Source organism: Pseudoalteromonas sp. PPB1, assembly GCF_015356275.1.
Taxonomy (GTDB): domain Bacteria; phylum Pseudomonadota; class Gammaproteobacteria; order Enterobacterales; family Alteromonadaceae; genus Pseudoalteromonas; species Pseudoalteromonas rubra_D.
This window is the reverse complement of sequence record NZ_JACEQV010000007.1, coordinates 88,451-110,366: the sequence shown is the minus strand read 5'-3', so window position 1 is coordinate 110,366 and position 21,916 is coordinate 88,451. Positions and strand designations below refer to the sequence as shown.

Sequence of the window (21,916 nt, the reverse complement as noted above, 5' to 3'; positions counted from 1 at the left end):
GCAAAACTTTACAATCCGGCTGAGATGTCGTTTGCAGGATTAGCCTGGTGATTCGTCATGTTCGGACAATGAGAACTCGGTCATTTGGCCATCTCCCTGTAACAACCGATAGCGACTTAAACGTCCCTGCTCCAATTCAACCAGGCTAATGGCGGAAGCACTCACCAGATAACGCCTGCCGGGGCTATTGCTGTGATGTTTACGCACCGATAATTGCCAGCGTTTGGTAAATAAATTAAACGGGCTCCATGTAGCAAACAGCCAAGTGTCCAGCTTCTCCAGAATATGCAGCAGGCGTTTTGGAAACTCATTTTTAATACCCGAAGAGGTAAGCTGCCAAATGCGATTGTCATGACGGCCAAATCGCGCAGCAACCGAAAAACAAAATGAATAGTGAACATCGCCCGAGAGTATAATCGTCTCAGAGGGCGTATCTTCACGTTTAAAAATATCGATCAGCTTTTTCGCTGCGCCCTCATGGGCCATCCAGTTTTCAACATCGACCACCAGAGGTTGACCACATGCGTTAAATACCGCTTGTATAGTCTCAATAGCCTTTACCCCAAAAACCGGCGCCGGGCTGACCAACAGCACACTCTCCTGTTCCAGCATTTGCTCCTGCAATTCCATCAGTGTTTCCCAATCCATGAGTCCACTGGGTTCGTTAAAGTCCTGTTCGTTGCGCCAGCGGTGCGTGCGCGTATCTAACACCACCACTTTCGGCTGGGTTTCAAGGCAATAATGCCACTGAGTAAAACGGTGCAAGGTTTTATCAAAGCTGGTCAGAGCCCATCGGTTATGAGCAGTGAGACTTTGTGTAAAACCCTCAATCAGCTTACCCGAAGCCGTCAGGGCATCATTCCCCAGCCCCTGAAACAGCCAATAGGCGATCAGACCATTGGCAATGATCCGCCGGCTTGCCGGCGAATTCGCTATATTCTGCTCCCAGCGAGCGGTCAGATTCCAGTCATCAGTCACATCGTGATCGTCAAACATCATCAGAGTAGACACATTTGCAAAAAGCCGCTGCGCAGCAGGCAGCGTCTCTATAAAGCCCTCCAGCGCTCGCTTATCGGCTGCAAACTCTAGTGCCTGTGGGTGGCTCAGTGATTGACCATGTAACTGCGATAAGTCAACCAACTGCCAGGCCTGATAACTGAAGTTAAGCAAATAACAGCCAATAAACTCCTCAAGTGTAATGAGGTGATTGCCAGCCTTAACACTGGAAAAATGGGCTTCATCTTTTTTCAGCCAATGGCTAATTGTCCACTTACTACGTTCCTGCCAAGGGGTTTTGGGTAACCAGTGATGGCGCTGATAAAGTTGCTGCTCCAGTGATTCAGGCAAGCTCAGTGTCAGGTTGTCCTCAGGATAAATTTCCAGTAGTGAAATCAGCTTATGAACGGCTAAAAGCATTGGACCAGCCACATCGTCGGCATAGATTTGATCGCCAGACATCAACAATAAGGCGGGTCGTTTGGCGCTCTCATCAAGGGTTTGGCGCAGATAGTCGTCGGCGCTTGCCAGGCTGTCTCGGCTGTGATGATGAGGATTACGACATGAACCATGCAACACACTGCGCAACCTGTCTGGTATCAATAACTGAGGCGCATCCGTATAACTCAGGCTGCTCATATCAAGCCATTGCCCGCCAGCTTTAACACGATAGCTCAGGTTGGTATCGCACTCGAAGCTACCCGTTTTAGGTGTTACCAGCACAAAGCACAGATACAGATAGGTGCCCAGGCGTATTTCACTCAGCTGTGACGACACTTCGAAGCCATCAATTGCGACTTCAAACTCAGGAACGTCCGTGGTAACAAATTGCAGGCAAATTTGTGTAGGCTCTGCCCGGCGCACCATAGGGCCGAGCAATACATAGGGAAGTGCAGAACGATTAGCTGGCATTACCACGCTGAGCCAGGCCAAACAAACGGTAGAAATTCTCCGTTGTCGCGCTAGCTAACTCCTTGTAACTAATGCCTTTTAAATCCGCAATAAAATAAGCCACGTCCTGTACATAGGCAGGCTGATTGGTTTTGCCTCGATGTGGCACAGGTGCCAGATACGGTGAATCCGTTTCAATTAGCAGCCGCTCAAGTGGCAGGCGCTTTACAACTTCTTGCAGCTCAACGGCATTCTTAAAAGTCACAATCCCTGAGATGGAAATATAAAACCCCATATCAATGGCTTGTTTGGCCATTTCCCAATTCTCAGTAAAGCAATGTAAGACACCGCCACACTGCTCAGCCTGATGCGCGCGCATAATATCCAGCGTATCCTGTCTGGCATCGCGGGTATGGATGATCAAAGGCTTATTGAGCTCATTGGCAATATCGATATGCTGCGCAAAGCTGTCTCTTTGTACCTGATGCGTGTCTTTTGAATAGTAGTAGTCCAGTCCCGTTTCACCAACCGCGACCACTTTTGGGTGCTGCGCCAGTTCCTTTAATAGTGCAGGATCCAGCGCGTCTTCCTGATTGAGCGGGTGCACGCCACAAGATGCCGACACATCATCAAAGGGCAGAATTTTTTCCAGCATGGCAGGAAACTGTGCCAGCGTCACGCTCACACACAGAAAGTGTTCAACCTGTTTAGCTCTGGCATCGCCCAAGATCTCGGGCAACGTTTTTCCAATTTTATCAAAATCCAGTCTGTCCAGGTGACAGTGAGAATCTACAATCATAACAACTCTTACATGGTGTAGGTGGGTTTGCCTGAATTCAGCTTAGTACCCAATATTTTTACTATTTTATCATTCAGCAATTCGTCTTCGGTCTCGAAGCCTACCCCTACCCCTGGCGGGTTGGAGTTCTGTGCGCCCTGTGGTGTTATCCAGACCACCTTGCCCGTGACAACATCTTCTTCCAGCGCATCTGGTAAGGTAATACGCAGCGTCAGCGCCTGACCCATTTCATAGCGGCTATTGGTTTGTACAAATAAACCACCACTTTTTTGATAAGGCATGTAGCTACGATATAGCTCGTCAATGTCTTCAAAATCAACTAGTAACTCTTGCACCTTGACTCCTATCTTAAGGTTTGCTGCAACTGAAAGCACAATCGTGACAGACTCAGGGACAAGTTTAAGCCTAATACAGTGTGTTGGTCTACTGAAAACCGCCTGAGCGTGACAATTGCGGCCTGCGCTTTGCCGAATGTCAGTTCACCACGCGCTATTTTAGTGTTGATTGCCGCCAGAGCAAAGCCACAAAATACCTTGACCAGGCTGGTGTCGGCTTGCAAAGCTTTGGCTAATGCATCGGCGTCAGCGCCTTCACCAAGACGTTGAGCTTCCTGCCACAGGTTATCAATAGCACCCAGCTGCTGCGCTTGCGCCCATCTAAGTAATAATAGCGGCTGGGAGATAAAGTGAGCGACCCAAGGATATTGTCCGCTGTGGATCCCTTGCTGTGCCAGCCAGGATTCAGCGCTATTAACATCAGCAACCCCCACATTCATCTTGTTACAGCGACTCAAAACGGTCGCAGTAACACGCGCAGTATCGTTGCATAGCAACAGTAAATAGCGCCCTTTTGCGGGTTCTTCGAGGGTCTTCAGTAACGCATTAGCAGCAGATTCTGTGAGCTTTTCTATGCCATCAATCACCACCACTTTGTTGCCCCCCTGCTGTGCAGAGTGGAATATGAAATCATTTAAGCTGCGGATCGCCTCTACACTGATACTGTGTGATTCAGCCGTGATCAACAGTTTGTCCGGATGATTATCCGCGTCTACCAATAGACAGCTTTTGCACTGCCCACAAGCGCGCAACGAAGTACCTGCCTGCTTGCACAACAATGCAGCCGTGAGCGACTGCGCCAGCTCCAGTTTGCCCACGCCAGTCATACCATGGAACATCTGCGCATGATGAAAGCGCTGTTGCTGAAAACTCATCTGCAACTGCGCAAAAACCGTTTCTAACCACGGGTACATATCAACAGACCTGTCAACGATTTGTGTTATCACGGCGACTGGCCGCAATCACAGAATCAACGACCCTCAGGCAGGCTGACAATACAGACTCTTTATCTTCCGACGCATCAATCACACTAAAATGCTCAGGGTCAGCTTTTGCCTGAGCAAGGTAGCCCTCTCGTGCGCGATGCAAAAATTCCATTTTCTCATCCTCAAGTCTGTCGAGCCCTTCGCCTCGTTGATTGACGCGTTGCAGCCCCAGCTCAGGGTCTAAATCTAAGATGAGATTCATGTCGGGCTTGAATCCGCCGAGCGCCAGTTCATTAATGGTCTTTATGGTCTCAAGATCAATACCGCGCGCGTAATGTTGAAAACTAAAAGTTGCAGCGTCAAAACGGTCCGAGATAACAACCTTGCCGGCCTCCAGGGCTGGGCGGATTTTTTCTTCTACGTGTTGTGCCCGGGCTGCACCAAACAGCATCAGCTCGGTCATTGAGCTCATTTCTGGTGTACTGGGATCCAATATTACGCTACGGACCTTTTCACCAATCGGAGTGCCTCCGGGCTCGCGGGTCAGTACTACTTCAAATCCCTGCTGCTCGAGATAGTCGGCAATGCCCTGAATCACTGTTGTCTTGCCAGCACCGTTACTGCCATCACAAACCAACATAAAACCTTTACTCATACACTCTCTCTGACGTACCGCTCGGTACCCTGTACCGTTATCTAAAAAATAATTGACATTATAGCGGTTTCACGTCGCTATCAGTAGGATTAATTCTTTGAATAGTGTACCGTTTAGTGCATCAATCGATTTTCGCAGGGATAAAGTAATGCAAATTGATCTTCATCACGCTATGACCTGGGTAGTTGCCAGAGACGCTGGGTTCTCACCCGCCCAGGCCACCACCATTGCTCATGCGGCACAATATGTAGATGATGCCACCAACTATGGTCATATCAAGTTTCAGAATGGTGCCGCTTACGAGCGTATTGCGACTGCGCATAAAATGCTTGAGTATCGTAATCTGGATAGCCTGAAAAACATGAAAGTGTGGGTACCGTTTCATTTTTTGCCTGGCAACGGAGGGTTACCTGCTGGTGAAAATCCTGCGGGTAGCTTTATTCAGAAACTTGTTTGCCGACCAGACTCTTTTGTGGCAAAAGACATGGTAGCTGAAGTATTAGCGGATAAAGACCGACCTCATTCATTACATCGCCTGGGGATCACCGCACACGTCTTTATCGATACCTGGGGACATCGGGGCTTTGCAGGGGTCGACCACCCAGTCAATCACGTTCGCGACATCAAAGATCATAATGGTCAGACCCACGAGACGCTCATCGCAAAAGTCAGCGATTACTTTGCCAATATTCTGCAGGACAATATTCCCAGCCTGGGCCATGGTCAGGCGCTGTCCCACCCTGATCTGCCACATCAGCACTGGTCTTATCAAAATGGCCTTGGTGAAGCTGTTGAACGCAATAATCCGGTTGACTTTTTGCAAGCAGCAAACGCGCTGTGTAAAGTATTTCAGACCTACCTGGTCAGGCCCATCACCGGGTTGTCACCCGACGTAAAGCGAGAAATTGCCCAGTGCTTTAGTCAGTTTGTCAGTGATAACGGCGCAACACGCCACCAGCAATGGTTGGATGCCATCGCCGCTGATCGCTTTGGCTTGGGTGCACACCAACTGACTTACATCGCCAAAGGCCCAGGTTCCTGGAAACATCAGGCGCTGGGGACCACGCTGGCGGATGGCGATGAAGATTGCTATCAGTATCATCCGGACTTTCTGCATAGTGACTGGAAACATTTCCATGATGCGGCGAAAAAACATCGCCAAAGTATCATAGTCGATATCTTGCCAAGATACGGGATCTGTGTCAGTTAAACCCGTTTGCACCGTAATCAGAATCTGATGCGGTGCAATAACGGCTAGTCTTGTTTTAGTGTGACAGGCTGATCTTTGACGCCGGCGTAGAACACCACTATCTGCGCGGCTTCTTTACCCACACTTTTCCCCCAGTGCCAGGTGTCAACAACCTCAACCAGGGTATCACCCGCTTTGATGTGGATCGTTTCCCCGCTTTGTGTCTCAACCTGAAGTTCTCCTTTTAACAACAGCCCTGCATTGATATAAGGATGTTTGTGAATTGGCAAAGTCTGCCCGGAAGGGATGGTAAAACGCATAATCCGCACCTCTGGCTGGCCTTTTGGGTAAGCTGGCAACACTGCACCATTCCAGCTATGTTGCTGCTTTGTCAGCGTTTCTACCTTGATCTGTTCAGTACTGTGCGCTTGCGCTGTACTGATGCTCGCGATACTCACTAACCATAAAGCCGATAAGGAAAATACAGTGCTGTTCATAGGTGATAATCCATAAGAGTTTTGCGTATCCTAAAACGTTAATGTGTTTTAATTGTGGATCTCTTTCGACGCTGCAATATCGCGCTGTGGCGACAGTCGTAAGGCGATATCGCATTGAGCAGGTAAAGTTTCCAGCCCCCATTGCGTCAGTCGCTGAAAAAACTGGACAAAGTGCGCAACCTCTTGTTGCGACATGCGGCGAGACTGTGTACCAGACAAACTAAGTTTCTGCTCTTGCTCAAAGCGCCAGCGGGCAACATGAGAAAAACACCCTGCGTCGAGGAATATGAGCTTATCCACCTGTCTAAACAGGCTCTGATAGTCCGCTTTGAGAAATTGATTGACGGCATGCCGATAACGCCCATCCGGATCCTGGCTTTGTTCCAACTGATTGACAGGACAGCTTAGCTGCTCAGCTGACTGTGCTTCAACCCCAAGACACCAACCTTCCAGGATCAGCACATCCAAAGTGCGGGTATGGGTCCACAGTTCAGGTGCAAACGGCTCATCCATGGATTTGTCGAATCGGGGTAATATGAGCGGCTGCCAGGCACGGAATTGCGCCAGAATCTCTTCGGCCAGTGCCGTATTATGTGTACCAGGTACACCCCGGGTTTGAAACAAGGGATGAATATCAGCGGCACGCTGCGCGCGTTCCGACCTGCTCAGATAGAAGTCATCCAAAGACACGCTGTCAGCACGCAACCCGCGCTGTGTCAGGTCAGCCTTTAAATACTCTGCCAGTGTCGATTTGCCGCTACCCTGAGACCCACTAATCCCCAGACACAAAGGTGTCTGCTGCGCTACCTGTTGCGCCAACCAGCCTGTCACAGGCGCCAACGACTGAATGTAGTGTGCTGTCAGCCCATGCTTTCTACAAAATTGGCGTTGCCAGGGCGCCATAACAAAGGAGTCATTCATTGAATTATGAATTGTCGGTCAATTCATATTTATAACCTGCGCCATAAATAGAGTGGATGAACTCGCTGTTCGGGGACAATTGGGACAACTTTTTGCGAATTTTTTTGATATGACTGTCTATCGTACGATCACTGACGATGCGGTCATCATCGTATATATTGTCCATCAAACGCGAACGGTTATAAATGCGTCCGGGATGTGCTACCAGAGTTTGCAACAACACAAATTCCACCTGTGTCAGTTCAACAGAATTGTTTTGGTAGGTTACAAACAAGGTGTTTTCATCAAGCAGCAGCTGCTCTGACTGTGGTGCACTGGCACCCACCCGGCGCAAGATGGCTTTGACCCGTGCCACAACCTCTCGTGGGCTGTAAGGTTTACACACGTAATCATCGGCTCCCACTTCAAGACCAAGCAAGCGATCTATCTCTTCAACTTTGGCGGTCGTCATGATAATGGGTACCATAGAGTTGCGCCGAACTTCCCGACAGATAACAATGCCATCGACATTAGGTAACATCAAATCGAGCAATATGATATCTGGCTCAAAGTTCTCAACAGCGGCTAAAGCCTGGGCGCCATCATGGACCATCTGTAATTCATAGCCCGCCTGAGTGACGTACTTGCCCAAAATAGCCGCAAGCTTTTTCTCGTCTTCTATGATCAGTACTTTTTGCATCTTAGGCGCTCACTTTCACCTTGGGTCTTCTCCTCCCCAAAATTAAGTGAAATCGCTTGAATTTACAACCCTTTTAAGAAAACCGCATCACCACAGCTAAACCACCAAGTTCACTTTCGCGAGCCTTAATCGTGCCATTATGCGCCTGCACGATACTGGTACAGATTGCCAGCCCCAGGCCTGAACCACCCGAGGCGCGATCTCTGGACTGTTTTACTCGATATAATCGATCGAACAACTTGTCTAACAGCTCGGGTTCTACCCCGGGCGAGCTATCCTGCCAAACTATCTCAATTTGCTCCCCATGTTGTTCGATCGTGACCAGTATTCGGCCTGGATTGTCCTGATCAGAATCGGTATAACGCAAGGTGTTTTGCATCAGGTTACCGAATAGTTGTGCCATGCGCCTGTCATCACAGTCCATCAAACTCTGCGTGTTTCCTTTCAGCTGATATTCAAAATGACGATTGGCAAGCTGTGCCTGATGATTGCCAAAGGTTTGCTCGACCAGCTCGCCCAGACAATGTGGTGCCATTTGATAGCTTAACGAGCCTCTGTCAGACATGGATAACTGGTGCAAATCATCCACTAACTGAGTCAGCCGGCCAATCTCCTCGTGTAACGACTGCAACTGCGCGGGATCCGTTTCTATCACACCATCGATCATGCCTTCTAATTCGGCTTTGAATACAGCGATTGGCGTGCGCAATTCATGAGAAATATCGGCGATCCACTGTTGTCTGGCTTGCTGGTTTTCTCGCAAGGTCTCAGACAGGGTGTTCAGATCCCGGGCGAGCATGCCCAACTCATCGTTACTGTCCGTGTTTAAATTACTCTGATAATCACCGCTTGCCAGGTTTTGTGCTGCACGCCGTAATGCCAGCACAGGGGCAACCAGATAATGACTAAACGGAATGGCCAATAAGCTGGACGCAATCAAAGCGGTGATAGCGATGTACATAAACCAATTTTTTTGACGCTCGGCAAATAAGCTATCGAACCGGTTGCTAACCACCAGACCGTCCTCAAGCCCTACATACCCAAGCAAAGGCGCATCGGCCTTGTCAGACTGATGAACAGGGACCCAAAGAGTAGTTCTGGTTGTTGTAAGCGAGCCAATCACTTGCTCACCGGCCGCATTTTTATACACCAGACGACCGCCCATACTATCTGAGCGTCCTCTGGGAGGTCTACGCTTTTGATGAGGGTGGGCACCGCGCTCGCCTCTGGGTGGGCGATCAGCGTCGGGCTTTGGACGTCTGTCGGTTTGATACTGCGCCTTAGTGCCCTGCTCATTACGCATGCCACGACCATCCCGACCCGGCTCAGGTCCCCGCTCAGATCTGCGCGGCCGCTGCATGGAGGGGCTGTCGTAACTGTCATAAGAAGGAGTCGCAGCGGGCGAAGTGGCACTTCGCGCGTTTCCTCGTAGTTCGCTTACCAGCTGATGCCAGGCCGGATGGCGAGTAAACACCCACTCCTCGCCATAACGTGCGTAATTATCTCGAATAGAAGGCATTAAAGCGACTAAGCGGGCACGGCTATTTTGCTGAATATAGTCCTGGAAGCTCTTTTCAAAAGCAGTCTGATTAGCAAAGTAGATCGCCATGATCAATACGGTGTTGACCAACAGCAAAATAGCCAGCAGCTTGTGCCGTATTGTCAGTTTCATAATGTAGCTACCCCTGTGAACGAAATTCAAAACATGGCATACCAATTGTACTTAATACCCGGTCAATTTGAAGGAGCAAATATGACGCTAACGGTGTTAAAGATTTCTTATTTAGAACAACTAAATAGCAAGATTCTTGGCTGGTTACCGACCCTATTTTCTCGCCTCAAAATAGAACGCTTAATTAAGCCAATTGGTATAAGACCCGATGCTAGTCAGTATGTAAGGTTAATGTGCAAACAGTGTGGAAGTAGTGACAAAATTTGCCAAAGCAGGAACACCCTCATGCAACTGCTCTGTGTGAGTGGCCCACCAAAAGTCAGGCGAGCCGGGTTTCTAACTCAAGTAGGATGACTAATTAAACTGCACAATTTCCAGGCCAAGCATGTAGCCCTCGCCTTCGCTGTTATTACCACACCGGATAACTTTAACATGTGCGTTGAGAGGAGGAACCGATCCACCATGGCTGTCAATAAACACATCCAGCATTTCATTGATCTCCAGGGGTTCCTCAACAATGATTGATAATCCCGTGGCACTTAAGTCGTGGCAGGTACCGTGCAGTTTATGCCCCGAGGACAACACGGTTAACTGTGCCTGGGTATTGACCATCATGCGCATAAAGCGCCGCTTATCCTCATGTATCATGGCGTGCTCCACTCTTTGTTATCATTGCTTGCCTGCAAAAAATTACCTTGGAATAATTTGCACCATATTTTTTATTTTCTCTGATAAGGATTGCATGGAAAAGGGCTTAACCACATAGGCATCACAGCCAGCATCAAAGCCCGCCTGTTTCTCCTGCTCCGACTCCAGGCCCGACACCATGAGCACGGGAATATCACGAGTTTCAGGCGTATTTTTCAACATCCGACAAGTATCATACCCATCCAGCCCAGGCATACATACATCGAGCAGGATCACATCTGGCGGATCGGCAATCGCATTCGACAGGCAGCTCTTGCCCGATTCAGCATAGCTAAACTTAAATGCGTCTGACAAAGCCATTGAAAGCATCTCAAAATTGAAATACTCGTCGTCAACCACTAGCACATGCGGCGTTTTCATCCTGCTCCCCTGTGTGGACATAGTCAATGCCGCTTCCTTTTCACAATCCAAAAATAATTTCCTCTTAATAAGGTAATTGCCCTAATGCAAATTGCAAGTCAAAACACACTATTCGATCTCATTTAACGCATTGGTGATCCGTTTTGCCGAAATCGGATAAGGTGTTCCTAGTGTTTGAGCAAACAATGACACCCGAAGTTCCTGTTGCATCCAGAAAATCTCATCAAGTGTTGTTGGCATCGGGATCCCTTTTGGCTGTTTGTTACACTTATCGGTATAGGCAGCCGCCACTTTTTCAAGCTCCAGAACACATAAACGGTCCCGGTTAGGGTCAACAGGCAGCTTCTCCAGACGCTTTTCAATGGCTTTCATATAACGCAGCAAATCTGGCAGTTTATGCGCCCCATGCTGACTAACGAATCCTTTAAAAATCAGGCTCTCAAGCTGAGATTTAATATCACCATGCGCCGTGATCATGGTCAAATCCACACGTCCCTTCATACGCTTATTGATACCATGTGCAATGCTCAGCACCTGCTCAACCGCAGATGCGATTTCCACCACTTTATCGCCAAGTTCTGCCCGGACATGTTCTTTGGCTTGTTCAAAGTCCTGCTCTAAACGAATCGCACTATAGTCACCCAACAAGGCATCAATCCCCGCTGCGGTACAATCATCAATCAGATCATTAATTTTACCGAACGGGTTAAAGTAAAGCCCCAGTTTGGCTTTATTGGGTAAATGCTGTTGCAAATACTTCACCGGCGAGGGCACATTCAACATTACCAGTCGGCGTAAACCAAGACGATGTGCCTGCTGCGCCTTCAGAGGGTGGTCAAACAAACTGATTGACGTACTTTGCTTGTTATCCACCAACGCAGGGAATGCTTTGATCTCATACCCTCCCTGCTTCTTGGTGTACTCCCTGGGCAAGTCACCAAACGACCACTCGGTGAGCCCTTCTTGCTCAATGCCCTTTTCAGCAACTTTAGACAGCGTTTGTGTTACTTTGCCTTGTAACTTGGCTTTGAGCACATCCAGATCATAGCCATGAGCAATGACCTTGTTATGTTCGTCAAGCACCTGGAACTGCATTTTTAAATGAGACTCCAGTGCGCCTAAATCAAATGCTTGTGCGTCAACTTTGACACCCGTCATGCGCAATAAACGATTGGCCAACGCCTCCAGAAAACCCCCTTGCATCGGCTCAATCGCAGCCAGCACTGCATCAGCATAGTTAGGTGCAGGAACAAAATTACGTCGCAGGCTTTTTGGCAGGCTCTTAATCAATGAGCAGATCAATTCATGGCGCAGTGCCGGGATATGCCAGTCAAAGCCCTCAGAGGCGACCTGGTTGAGCAATGGCAGGGGTATATTTACCGTTACACCATCAACCGGCTGACCCGGTTCAAAGTGGTAGCTCAATGGCAACATCAGGTTACCCTGCTGCCATACATCGGGATAATCTAGCGCCGTAATATGCGACGCTTCGTGCTGCATCAAGGCATCCCGGTCCATGTGTAAAAATCGTTTATCGGCTTTTTTCTTGTCTTTCCACCAGTGATTGAAGGCAGCACGATTATTAACATCAGCCGGGATGCGCGCTTCATAAAAGGCCTGCATCATATGCTCATCAACCAGAATATCACGGCGTCGGGCTTTGTTTTCCAGATCCTGAATGTCTTCAATCAAGGCCTGATTGTGCTGTAAAAAGGCTTCGTTTTGCCCCAGTTGCTGGGCGACCAGCGCTTCTTTGATGAATAATTCACGACACAGAACGGGTTCAATCTGACTGTACACAGTGCGCTTTTTACCCACTATGATCAATCCATACAGGGTTTGCTGTTCAAATGCGATGACACAGCCCTGTTTCTTTTCCCAGTGTGGTTCACTGTAACTACGCTTAACCAGGTGCTCCGCCAATGGTGCAACCCAGTTCACGTCAATCTTGGCGTTAATACGGGCGTACAGTTTACTGGTTTCCACCAATTCCGCTGCCATCACCCATTTGGGGCTCTTTTTAAACAGACCTGACCCCGGGAAAATATGAAACTGGCTGTTACGTGCACCCTTGTAGAATTTCTTCTCGTCTTTTTGACCAATGTGACTTAGCATCCCGCTCAATAACGCCTGGTGAATGGCCTCGAAGCTCGCCTCATTACCAGACGCCTTTAATCCCATCTCAGTGCAGACTGTGGTTAGCTGGTAAACAATGTCCTGCCACTCTCTCACCCGCATATAGGCCAAAAAGTCCTTCTGGCACTGCTTTCTGAACTGGCTACGACTCAGCGCCTCTTGCTGCTCTTCCAGATACTGCCACAAGTTAAGAAACGCCATGAAATCCGAATCAGCATCTTCGAACCGACCATGTTTTTCATCCGCTGCGCCGCGTTTTTCCTGCGGTCGCTCTCTGGGGTCCTGAATAGACAAAGCAGCTGCAATAATGATCACTTCACGTAGCGCCCCTAAAGGTGCGGCAGCCAGGACCATACGCGCGAGGCGAGGATCGATAGGTAAACGGCTCAGTTTACGGCCGGTCTGAGTCAATGAGGTTTGTTCACGTCTGGCAGCAGGCTTAACCGCCCCCAGCTCTTCGAGCAAACTGACACCGTCTGTGATGTTGCGGTTATCTGGTGCCTGAACAAACGGGAAGCGCTTAATGTCGCCCAGACCCAGCGCTAACATTTGCAAAATGACCGATGCCAGGTTAGTGCGCAGGATCTCAGGATCTGTGAATTCAGGGCGACCCAGGAAATCTTCCTCTGAATACAAACGGATACACACCCCCGCAGCAACCCGGCCGCATCGACCCATACGCTGATTTGCACTGGCCTGAGAGACGGCCTCGATAGGTAGCCTCTGTACTTTGGTTCGGTAACTATAGCGGCTGATCCGCGCAGTACCCGGGTCAATAACGTAGCGGATCCCGGGTACCGTCAGAGAGGTTTCAGCAACGTTGGTTGAGAGGACAATACGGCGGTGGCTATGCGCGGCAAAAATACGATTCTGCTCCGCATTCGACAGGCGAGCATACAAAGGTAATATCTCAACCCCTTTGAGATTGCGCTTGCTCAATGCATCCGCGGTATCGCGGATTTCCCGCTCACCATTCATAAAAATCAGAATATCACCGGGACCCTCAGCGCACAGCTCGTCAACAGCATCGAAAATGCCCTGTAATTGATCGTTTTCAGCTTCGCTTTCATCGCCACTGGCGTCAATCACCGGTCGGTAGCGCACTTCTACCGGATAAGTACGTCCCGAGACTTCTATGATTGGTGCGTTATTAAAGTGCTTGGAAAAACGCTCCGGATCTATGGTTGCTGAGGTGATGATCACTTTCAGATCGGGCCGTTTAGGGAGCAGGTTTTTCAGGTAACCGAGGATAAAGTCAATGTTCAGACTGCGTTCGTGGGCTTCATCGATAATAATTGTGTCGTACTGATTCAGATATCTGTCTTGCTGGATTTCAGCCAGCAAAATACCATCAGTCATCAATTTAATATAACTTTTGTCAGAAACCTGATCGCTAAAGCGGATCTTAAAACCCACTTCCTGACCAAGCTCACAATTAAGCTCTTCGGCAATACGGTTGGACACGCTACGTGCAGCCAGACGACGAGGCTGAGTGTGGCCAATATAGCCATCGACGCCACGACCCAGCTCCAGACAAATTTTAGGTAACTGAGTGGTTTTACCTGAACCAGTCTCACCCGCCACTATGACGACCTGGTTTTCAGCAATGGCTTTTTTAATATCGTCTTTTTTCTGACTGACAGGCAGTGATTCGGGGTATTGCACACTCGGCAGGCCAGCCAGGCGCTTTACTCTGAGCGTTTGGCTGTGCGCTATGTCACGCGTTATCTGTGTGATTACCTTTTGCTGTTTCGCTTCATCTTTTATTTTTTTGACGCCCTGAAGACGCTTTTTAAAGAGAAACTGATCCTTTTTGAGGCAATCCGCTATGTTCGAATACAACGACTGCAAATCCACTACACGACACCTTGTTACTGAGAAAATCGTCGCGTAGTCTAGCAAAAAGCATGAGTACAGCCCAGTCCCTTTGACAGGGGCTGCGCACTAAATACCGACAGGCAGGCTTAACCTGGTAAACTCTATGTGACACGCTTGCCGGTATACTGAGGCCTGATCAGCGCTTAAACAAAGCGATTGCCCGACTCATAGGTATCATGAAGGTGCTTGTCAATTGCATACAGCACATTAGTCCGGCTGATCACCCCTACCAAACGGCAATCGTCATCGCACACGGGATATAATTTGGGTTTATCGGCCGTCATTCTGTCAGCCAGCTTCAAAATGCTGTCGTTCGGGCTAACACACAAAGGTTCGGTATTCATCACATCAGCCACGATACTGTGTGATTCGTTCTGATAAGTAGCTTCGAGCATAGTGCGAATACAGTCCTGCTCAGACAGAAATCCCACGACGTGTTGCATGTCATCAATCACGGGGCCTCCGGCCTGACCACTTTGTAGTAACTTTTCCACTGCCGATTCGATGCGCATGTCCGCTTTAAAGGTAACCGGACGATGATTAAGATAGTCTGCTACTTTGACAGATTGCATATTTCATTCCCCTAAAAAAACACCAGCTTCATATTAAATAGTAGCTGGCGTTACAAAAATTGCCCAAGTTTACAGGCCTTAAGCACATTAATTAGGGTTACTTTGTGTCGTCAAAAATACCGACATAGGTAGGTTGTGTGTTAGATTTGCTGGCGCGATACATCCCTTTGGTATTAAATGGCATGCTGATATTGCCCTCGGCATCTAAAATGATCACTCCGCCGGTGCCCCCAGCTTTAAGCATTGGGCCAAAAATAACATCCTGTCCCGCTTGTGCCACTGTTTTTCCCTGATATTGTACCCGCGCACAGATATCCGCCGCGACGTTATAACGAATAAAATACTCACCATGTCCGGTCGCAGAGACTGCGCACGAATCGTTATCCGCGAATGTACCTGCGCCAATGATCGGTGAATCACCGATACGACCGAATCGTTTCGCCGTCATGCCACCTGTAGAGGTGCCTGCCGCGAGGTTGCCCTGTTTGTCCAGTGCGACGGCCCCCACAGTGCCCATTTTGTATTGCTGTGGTAACTGTTGATGCAGTGCCTGATAATCCTTAGTCCCCTGCTCTGCCTGCTCCAATTTCTTTCGCGCTTTTTGCCAGGCCTCATAGCGATGAGGTGTATCAAAATAATCCTTATTGGCGAACGCAATCCCTTCACGCTTTGCAAACTCTTGTGCACCTTCGCCACTCAACATCACGTGCACCGACTTTTCCATGACTGCTCTGGCTAACTCAATGGGATTTTTTATCAGCGTCACTCCGGAAATTGCACCAGCCTGGCGATCCCGGCCATCCATAATTGACGCATCCAGCTCATGCGTGCCGTCATAGGTATATACCGCACCTTTTCCGGCGTTAAAAAATGGGGAATTTTCCAGCACCTTAATTGCGGTCGTAATTGCATCCAGGCTCTCGCCGCCTTGTTCCAAAACCGCATACCCTTGCTCAACAGCTGATTGCAAAGTTTGTCGGTAAGCCTGCTCCTGCTCTGGCGTAAATTTGGTACGCTCAATTGTGCCTGCACCACCATGGATTGCGATAGCAATGGGTGAATGAGCTGGAGCTGAAAAAACGGGATATGCTGCGCTTAATGCAGCAAGTAAAGATGAAGTAACTAATAAACGGCGCATGTCGAATTCCTGTTGTTCTTTTATTGTTGAACTAAGGTGCCGGATATAAATTCTTGTTACAAAAAAAAGCGATAAAAAAAGCGCCCTTAAGGCGCTTTCTTGCAATTCATAGTCACTCGTGACTTAGCTTGCCTGACGCTTTGCTTTCAGACGTGCCAGACGACCAACCTGATGTGTAGAAGTCAGGAAAGAGAAAATCGGTGCCAGATAGCCACGTTTACGCAGCTCAAGGTAAGCTTCGTCGCTCAGTTCATTCAGCTTACGCTCGTCTACCAGGTAGATACCGTTGATGTCTTTCTTTTCACCAGCGATTTCAACCGTCAGAGTCTGTTGTACCAGCAGATCTTTCTCTGCCAGGTATTGTGTGAACGCTTCAGTAACGCGAGAGAACTCGATGAAGTTAACCAGCGCTTCTTTACGACGCTCAAGGTACTCAGTTTCTTTGCCGTCTTCGAACAAAGCATTGCCTTCTTCTTCACCTACCAGCGGGCTCGCTTCATCAATCACGATGCCGTACTGATCTTGCTCTGGGTGCTTAACCAGACCAAATGGGTAACGAGATGCAGCCAGAGGTGCGATACCCGCAGTCCACTCGCCATCTTGTACAAACAGGTTTTCACCTGGCTCAAGACCAAATAAAGCAACCGCCTGATATTGACCGCTCTCTGTGTTCTTAACAAATGCCATCGGGAATTCTGTTGCAACACGTGCAAACTCGTGTGCAACGACCGGGATCAAGTGCTGAGATTTTAAAAATTCTACATTGATGCCATTTTTTACTTTAGTGTTGGCATGTTTCTCGTTGTGTAAAGGCTGCACTTGTTGCTCCGCCATAATACTGCTCCGTTTTATCATAAAGTTGTTATTTATATGCGTCCAAGGCTATAGCTTTTCAAGGTAAAAGAAAAGAAATATTGTGGTTAAATTCTTTGAAAGCCATATCTTGCTGCTTTTGCAACCAAGTCGCTGTGCGTCTCTAACATTGCTCCAGCTTTTTGTTGCTGCTGGGCCACCAGCTTCAGCATAGCTTCCTGTTGTGACAGTTTTTGTGGCGACGGGTAATTGCATTGACTTGGATAATTCATGCCATACAACACGTACAGATGATTCTCCAATCTGAACACATCCAAACTACTGACAAAATCATACTCATTAGGAATGTCACTACGCCATAATGCCAGTTTATGTTGCAGTGATTCCGGGATCGTTTCTGGCAAACGGTTCATACGCCAAAACTCACTATCGTCACGATTAGAAATGCAGTAATGAAGTTTAATAAAGTCAACGATTGACTGCCAGGCATGTGTCATGTGCTGATTAAACTGCTGTGCAATGGCGGGGATTTCCTGACGTTCACCAGGGAGGCGCTTTGACAACATTCTGGCTGCCAAATCAAACACTAACAACCCTGTCGCTTCAAGTGGTTCAACGAAGCCCTGGGACAGCCCAATACCAATACAGTTTTTCACCCAAGCTTGCGCTCGATAACCCACCTGCATTTTAATCAGCCGAGATTCGACGGTGTCTTCTGGCTTTCCGAGATAAGCAGATAGGTCGCGATGCGCCTGTTCATGGCTCGTAAACTGATCGCTATACACATGACCAACCCCCTTGCGGGTTTGCAGGCCAATGTCCCAAATCCAGCCAGCCTGCTGAGCGGTTGAAATAGTATAAGGCGGCACCTCATGCTCATTTTCATAAGGGACTTGCGTCACCACAGCATGATTGGCAAAGAGGACGTCACTCTTATCAATAAACGGGGTATTAAGCGCTTTGCCAAGCAATAAAGACTGGAAACCACTGCAATCAATAAACAAGTCGCCTTCAAGCAACCCGCCTTGTTTCAGCTGTAATCCCGATATGGACCCATCCAGTGCGAGCTTGACCGATTCTACCTCATCCAGCACGTGGTTAACCTGACGGTTTTTAATCGCATGCTCTGACAACAATGCCGAAAACTTGCCAGCATCCAGGTGAAAAGCATAATTAATCATGCGCTCATATTCAGCATTCGTGATCAGCTTAGGCGCCTTGTTTTCGAGTGCGATATGGGCCTGAATGGAAACACTTTGGTCAAAACGAGCCCTGGCCTCTGGCAGTTGATGCAACCAGTAAGGCAACAGATTAACCCCGTTAACATTTGGGTCGTCAAATGGATGAAAATAGCAATGGGGTTGTCCGTTAACTGGCTTATTCCAGCCAACAAAATGAATGCCATTTTTAAACGTAGCATCGCACAGGCGAAACATGTCCGACTCACGGATGCCAAACTTCTTCAGGCTATCGACAATCACCGGGACAGTCCCCTCTCCGACACCAATCGTCGGAATGTCAGGAGACTCTACTAATGTAATACTCACATCCTCGGACGCATCTGCGGCCAAATGATTGGCAGCCAGCCAACCCGCTGTGCCACCACCGACAATGACGATACGCTTAATTTTGGTTTCTGCATTTTGCACAATTCACCTCACAACCACTGTAAAGACCACCACGGACAGGCATGCCACTATTGATACATACAAACTACACCTGTCTCGATCTTGCCATAAAACGGGCATAAAAAAGCCCCACTATTTAAGCAGGGCTTTTCCAAACAACAAAATTAGAAACGTAAGTTTGCACCCAGTGCAATCTTGCGCTCACCTACATAGCTCCATGCAGGGAAGTTGTGTTTCGTTTCTTCTTTCAACAGACCGTCAGAGCCAGAGATACCGATCTGGTAGCTGTCTTCTTCAAGAATGTTTACAACTTCAAGCGTCAGGCTGATATTGTCGTTCACCTGGTAGTTACCAGTGAAATCCAAAGTACCGAAGTCCATGTGCTCGCGTGAAGAGTAGAAACCCGTTTCACGGATCATGAACTCAGAACGCCAGTTATAAGCAAGACGAGCACCGAAGTCATCATTCTCATAGTAACCAACCAGGTTAACTGTGTGGTCAGAACTGTCTGAGAAACGGCCGATACGGTCATCGAAGTTTGTTTCTTCAGATGAGCTGTCTGCATACGTGTAGTTAACAATCGCACCGAAGCCATTGTCAAACGCGTGCTGAAGCTGAAGTTCAAGACCGATTACGTCACCACCGTCGCCATTAACACGGTTAACGATATTCCACACGTCACAGTTACATGCCGGGTCATTAATACCGATAGACTGATTTGGCGTGGTTGATGACGTTACGAATGTCTCGATGTCTTTGTAGAAGAACGTCGCACTTGCGAAGTTGCTGTCACCATAGTAGTACTCGTAAGACACGTCCAACTGAGTTGCTTTGAACGGCTCAAGACCTGGGTTACCAGTTACTTCTTGCTGGTCGTTAGGGTTTTCGTTGTCGTAACCACTCAGGCTAGAACGTGCAAACACATCCTGGTAGTTAGGGCGACTGATAACCTGTGCGATTGAACCTCTCAGGATTGTGTCTTCATCCAGGTCGTACGCGATATTGAAGCTTGGCAGGATATCTGAGTAATCCGCTTCTTTGTTAGACAGAGTCTTAGATTTCAGTGCATTACCGCCGTAGAAGTTACCTGAATCTGTGATACCTGTCACGGTGATGTCTGAACCATAGTAGTCACTGTTTACATCTGTAGAGATGTAACGCAGACCGAAGTTACCACGGTAGTTTTCACCGCTGAAATCAGCCATTACGTAAAACGCAAAGTTTTCTTCTTCAAGCGCGGCATAACCACTGCGGTCACGTACGTATTCGCTGAAGTTCTCCGCAGTATGGTTGAACATCGCGTCCAGGTGTGGACCTGGGATAGTGATGTATTCAAAACCAGCTTCGTTTACACCGTTGCCATATAATTGAGCAGGTGCGATATCAGCAATGTCCGCAATTACACTAGTTGGGTTATTTGGATCACTTAGCACAGGCGTACCATCTGCATTACGCTGAATGTTTGCCAGGCCTTTAAAGTTGTCTTCTTCAACCTTGTGGTTAGTGAAACGAGCACCAACGTGAACAGCAGTAATGATGTCATGGTCAAGCATGAACTTAGTATCAAGTTGTGCGTACGTTTCTTCATCTGTATTCGGCTGATTACGTACTGCCCATGCTGCTACGCCTGGGTTACCCTCATTCCAGTGACCAACGCGATAATCATTTTCTTTCAGCTGGATCTTGATACGCTTGCCCGTCATGTCAATCATGCCGTAGCGATCTTCATGAGAACCAATCAAACCACCATAGTTTGTTTGCGCTTCTGTACCACCCGTTGCTTCTGAACGACCGATACGACCAGAAATTTCGAACGTGTCACGTTTGAATTCAAAGCCAAAATCAACCGTTTCAGATTCCATCTTCGCACGACGTGCAAAGGCTTGTAGCCAAGATGGGTTATCTGTAGGTGTTGCTGCCGTTGCTTCAGACAACATACATACGCCATCCGGGTTTTCGCCCAGGCAGTTTGCGCCAGCCTGGAAAATCCAGAAGCTGCTGTTGTTGTTGTTCGCTTCTAACTCAAGGTTCATATAAGTCAGATCGAATGACAGTTCATCATTTGGTGCGTACTGGAACGCTACGTTAGTTGCTGTTCTTTCACGCTCTTGTAGGAAGTAGTTTGCAGAAACTGCACCATTCCAGCCAGCAAGTGATTCGTTACCACGACGAACATAGTCAGTTTCCTGTACTGCTAATGCAGCAAGTACACCAAATGTTTCGTCATCGTTTTTATAGCTTGCAAGGCCACTGTAAGCAGGATCCCACTGCTCAGACTGGCTTGAATATACGCTCTTTACAGAAGCGAAAACGGTTCCGGAATCCAGGTCTAATGGTTTACGGGTTTTTACGTTAACCGTACCACCAACACCACCTTCAACGATGTTTGCTTGTGAAGACTTATACACGTCGATACCTGAGATAAGTTCTGGTGGCAACAATGTGTAGTTGAAGCTTCGGTCAATTGCTTGCTCTGTGTACCAACCTGTTGAAGCAACGTTCTGACCATTCAGAGTTGTCAAAGTTAGCTGGCTAGACGCACCACGAATAGATACTTGCTGGCCCTGACCAAACTGACGGCTAACAGCTACGCCTGGGATACGACCCAGTGCTTCACCTACGTCACTGTCTGGAAACTTACCGATATCTTCTGCTGATACCGCATCTACAACGCTGGTTGCAAATCGTTTAGTATTAACTGCTTCGGCCAATGAACGGCGGATACCGCGCACTTCAATGACTTCAACGTTTTCTTGAACGCCAGTCTGGTTATCTTCAGCAAACGCCACGCCTGTCACACCCGTACTTAGGATGAGGCCAACCTTAGCTGCCAGTAAGCTTTTTTTAAAATTATTAGCTAACACAGGATTCCCCTTGAATCATTTTGTTGGTTTTTAAATCACTTCTGCCCAGTGATGATGACAACGCTGTCATCTAATAACAAACCATACACCCAAAATTACAGATTCGCTACATCTTTTTTTGTGGCTTACATAAGATTTTTTCAACAAAATCCTAAGCCACTGAAATAGATAGAATAAATAATTTTGTGGTTATAGTTTGTTACAAACGAGAAGAATATATCACAAGCTATGCACTTTTTAACAGCAGTTGCGATGAGTT

At 48.1% G+C, this 21,916-nt stretch carries 18 protein-coding genes; 1 reads left to right on the top strand and 17 read right to left on the bottom strand.

From position 1 onward, the window contains the following. Positions 1-39 precede the first annotated feature (39 nt). From IY568_RS09195 to tmk, 5 genes are read right to left on the bottom strand one after another with little or no spacing between them, the layout of a single operon-like run. Positions 40-1,908 (bottom strand): alkaline phosphatase D family protein, encoded by a 1,869-nt coding sequence (locus IY568_RS09195; RefSeq protein WP_194867389.1) that lies wholly within the window; start codon positions 1,906-1,908, stop codon positions 40-42. Beyond that, positions 1,898-2,686, bottom strand: a complete 789-nt coding sequence (locus IY568_RS09190) for a TatD family hydrolase (RefSeq protein WP_010381663.1) — start codon at positions 2,684-2,686, stop codon at positions 1,898-1,900. Before IY568_RS09190 ends, IY568_RS09195 begins: the two co-directional genes overlap by 11 nt. Before the next feature lie 8 nt (positions 2,687-2,694). Further along, positions 2,695-3,021, bottom strand: a complete 327-nt coding sequence (locus IY568_RS09185; protein ID WP_010381666.1) for a PilZ domain-containing protein — start codon at positions 3,019-3,021, stop codon at positions 2,695-2,697. An 8-nt stretch (positions 3,022-3,029) separates the two neighbouring features. Further along, positions 3,030-3,935: a DNA polymerase III subunit delta' gene (holB, locus tag IY568_RS09180; RefSeq protein WP_194867388.1), complete on the bottom strand. Its 906-nt coding sequence runs from the start codon at positions 3,933-3,935 to the stop codon at positions 3,030-3,032. 13 nt (positions 3,936-3,948) lie between these two features. After that, on the bottom strand, positions 3,949-4,602 hold the full coding sequence (tmk, locus tag IY568_RS09175; RefSeq protein ID WP_194867387.1) for a dTMP kinase: 654 nt from the start codon (positions 4,600-4,602) through the stop codon (positions 3,949-3,951). A 148-nt stretch (positions 4,603-4,750) separates the two neighbouring features. Between tmk and IY568_RS09170 the strand changes: the two genes are divergently transcribed. Then, positions 4,751-5,812, top strand: a complete 1,062-nt coding sequence (locus tag IY568_RS09170) for a DUF6765 family protein (RefSeq protein WP_194867386.1) — start codon at positions 4,751-4,753, stop codon at positions 5,810-5,812. A gap of 44 nt (positions 5,813-5,856) precedes the next feature. Here the strand turns inward: IY568_RS09170 and IY568_RS09165 are convergent, their stop codons facing one another. The 12 genes from IY568_RS09165 to IY568_RS09110 form a co-directional block, all read right to left on the bottom strand. Then, positions 5,857-6,288, bottom strand: a complete 432-nt coding sequence (locus IY568_RS09165) for a cupin domain-containing protein (protein ID WP_125563949.1) — start codon at positions 6,286-6,288, stop codon at positions 5,857-5,859. 48 nt (positions 6,289-6,336) lie between these two features. Continuing rightward, the gene (locus tag IY568_RS09160) at positions 6,337-7,209 is read right to left on the bottom strand and encodes a kinase (protein ID WP_194867385.1); all 873 of its coding nucleotides are present in this window, start codon (positions 7,207-7,209) and stop codon (positions 6,337-6,339) included. Positions 7,210-7,213: 4 nt separating this feature from the next. Beyond that, positions 7,214-7,888 carry a response regulator gene (locus IY568_RS09155; RefSeq protein ID WP_125563945.1) on the bottom strand — a complete coding sequence of 225 codons (675 nt, stop codon included), beginning with the start codon at positions 7,886-7,888 and terminating at the stop codon, positions 7,214-7,216. 73 nt (positions 7,889-7,961) lie between these two features. Next, complete coding sequence (locus tag IY568_RS09150; RefSeq protein WP_194867384.1) at positions 7,962-9,560, bottom strand: ATP-binding protein; 1,599 nt, start codon at positions 9,558-9,560, stop codon at positions 7,962-7,964. 354 nt (positions 9,561-9,914) lie between these two features. Further along, complete coding sequence (locus IY568_RS09145) at positions 9,915-10,208, bottom strand: PilZ domain-containing protein (protein ID WP_010381684.1); 294 nt, start codon at positions 10,206-10,208, stop codon at positions 9,915-9,917. Positions 10,209-10,250: 42 nt separating this feature from the next. Beyond that, complete coding sequence (locus tag IY568_RS09140; protein ID WP_010381687.1) at positions 10,251-10,649, bottom strand: response regulator; 399 nt, start codon at positions 10,647-10,649, stop codon at positions 10,251-10,253. 87 nt (positions 10,650-10,736) lie between these two features. Next, positions 10,737-14,621 (bottom strand): ATP-dependent RNA helicase HrpA, encoded by a 3,885-nt coding sequence (gene hrpA, locus IY568_RS09135; RefSeq protein ID WP_194867383.1) that lies wholly within the window; start codon positions 14,619-14,621, stop codon positions 10,737-10,739. A gap of 164 nt (positions 14,622-14,785) precedes the next feature. Then, a complete protein-coding gene (locus IY568_RS09130; protein ID WP_125563938.1) occupies positions 14,786-15,214 on the bottom strand; it encodes a CBS domain-containing protein in 429 nt (142 codons plus the stop codon). Positions 15,215-15,311: 97 nt separating this feature from the next. After that, the gene (locus tag IY568_RS09125) at positions 15,312-16,352 is read right to left on the bottom strand and encodes an isoaspartyl peptidase/L-asparaginase family protein (RefSeq protein WP_194867382.1); all 1,041 of its coding nucleotides are present in this window, start codon (positions 16,350-16,352) and stop codon (positions 15,312-15,314) included. Positions 16,353-16,475: 123 nt separating this feature from the next. After that, complete coding sequence (locus tag IY568_RS09120) at positions 16,476-17,186, bottom strand: SapC family protein (RefSeq protein ID WP_049866574.1); 711 nt, start codon at positions 17,184-17,186, stop codon at positions 16,476-16,478. 86 nt (positions 17,187-17,272) lie between these two features. Further along, a complete protein-coding gene (locus IY568_RS09115; RefSeq protein ID WP_194867381.1) occupies positions 17,273-18,814 on the bottom strand; it encodes a tryptophan halogenase family protein in 1,542 nt (513 codons plus the stop codon). Between the two features lie 143 nt (positions 18,815-18,957). Beyond that, positions 18,958-21,657 (bottom strand): TonB-dependent receptor, encoded by a 2,700-nt coding sequence (locus tag IY568_RS09110; RefSeq protein WP_125563932.1) that lies wholly within the window; start codon positions 21,655-21,657, stop codon positions 18,958-18,960. Positions 21,658-21,916 lie beyond the last annotated feature (259 nt).

Bases quoted from the DNA above. Each gene is read 5' to 3' on its own strand.
- IY568_RS09120 (WP_049866574.1), bottom strand. From the start codon at position 17,186: ATGGCGGAGCAACAAGTGCAGCCTTTACACAACGAGAAACATGCCAAC.
- holB (WP_194867388.1), bottom strand. From the start codon at position 3,935: ATGTACCCGTGGTTAGAAACGGTTTTTGCGCAGTTGCAGATGAGTTTT.
- IY568_RS09160 (WP_194867385.1), bottom strand. From the start codon at position 7,209: ATGAATGACTCCTTTGTTATGGCGCCCTGGCAACGCCAATTTTGTAGA.
- IY568_RS09195 (WP_194867389.1), bottom strand. From the start codon at position 1,908: ATGCCAGCTAATCGTTCTGCACTTCCCTATGTATTGCTCGGCCCTATG.
- IY568_RS09130 (WP_125563938.1), bottom strand. From the start codon at position 15,214: ATGCAATCTGTCAAAGTAGCAGACTATCTTAATCATCGTCCGGTTACC.
- IY568_RS09155 (WP_125563945.1), bottom strand. From the start codon at position 7,888: ATGCAAAAAGTACTGATCATAGAAGACGAGAAAAAGCTTGCGGCTATT.
- IY568_RS09165 (WP_125563949.1), bottom strand. From the start codon at position 6,288: ATGAACAGCACTGTATTTTCCTTATCGGCTTTATGGTTAGTGAGTATC.
- IY568_RS09140 (WP_010381687.1), bottom strand. From the start codon at position 10,649: ATGTCCACACAGGGGAGCAGGATGAAAACGCCGCATGTGCTAGTGGTT.
- IY568_RS09170 (WP_194867386.1), top strand. From the start codon at position 4,751: ATGCAAATTGATCTTCATCACGCTATGACCTGGGTAGTTGCCAGAGAC.
- IY568_RS09190 (WP_010381663.1), bottom strand. From the start codon at position 2,686: ATGATTGTAGATTCTCACTGTCACCTGGACAGACTGGATTTTGATAAA.
- IY568_RS09125 (WP_194867382.1), bottom strand. From the start codon at position 16,352: ATGCGCCGTTTATTAGTTACTTCATCTTTACTTGCTGCATTAAGCGCA.
- tmk (WP_194867387.1), bottom strand. From the start codon at position 4,602: ATGAGTAAAGGTTTTATGTTGGTTTGTGATGGCAGTAACGGTGCTGGC.
- IY568_RS09150 (WP_194867384.1), bottom strand. From the start codon at position 9,560: ATGAAACTGACAATACGGCACAAGCTGCTGGCTATTTTGCTGTTGGTC.
- IY568_RS09145 (WP_010381684.1), bottom strand. From the start codon at position 10,208: ATGATACATGAGGATAAGCGGCGCTTTATGCGCATGATGGTCAATACC.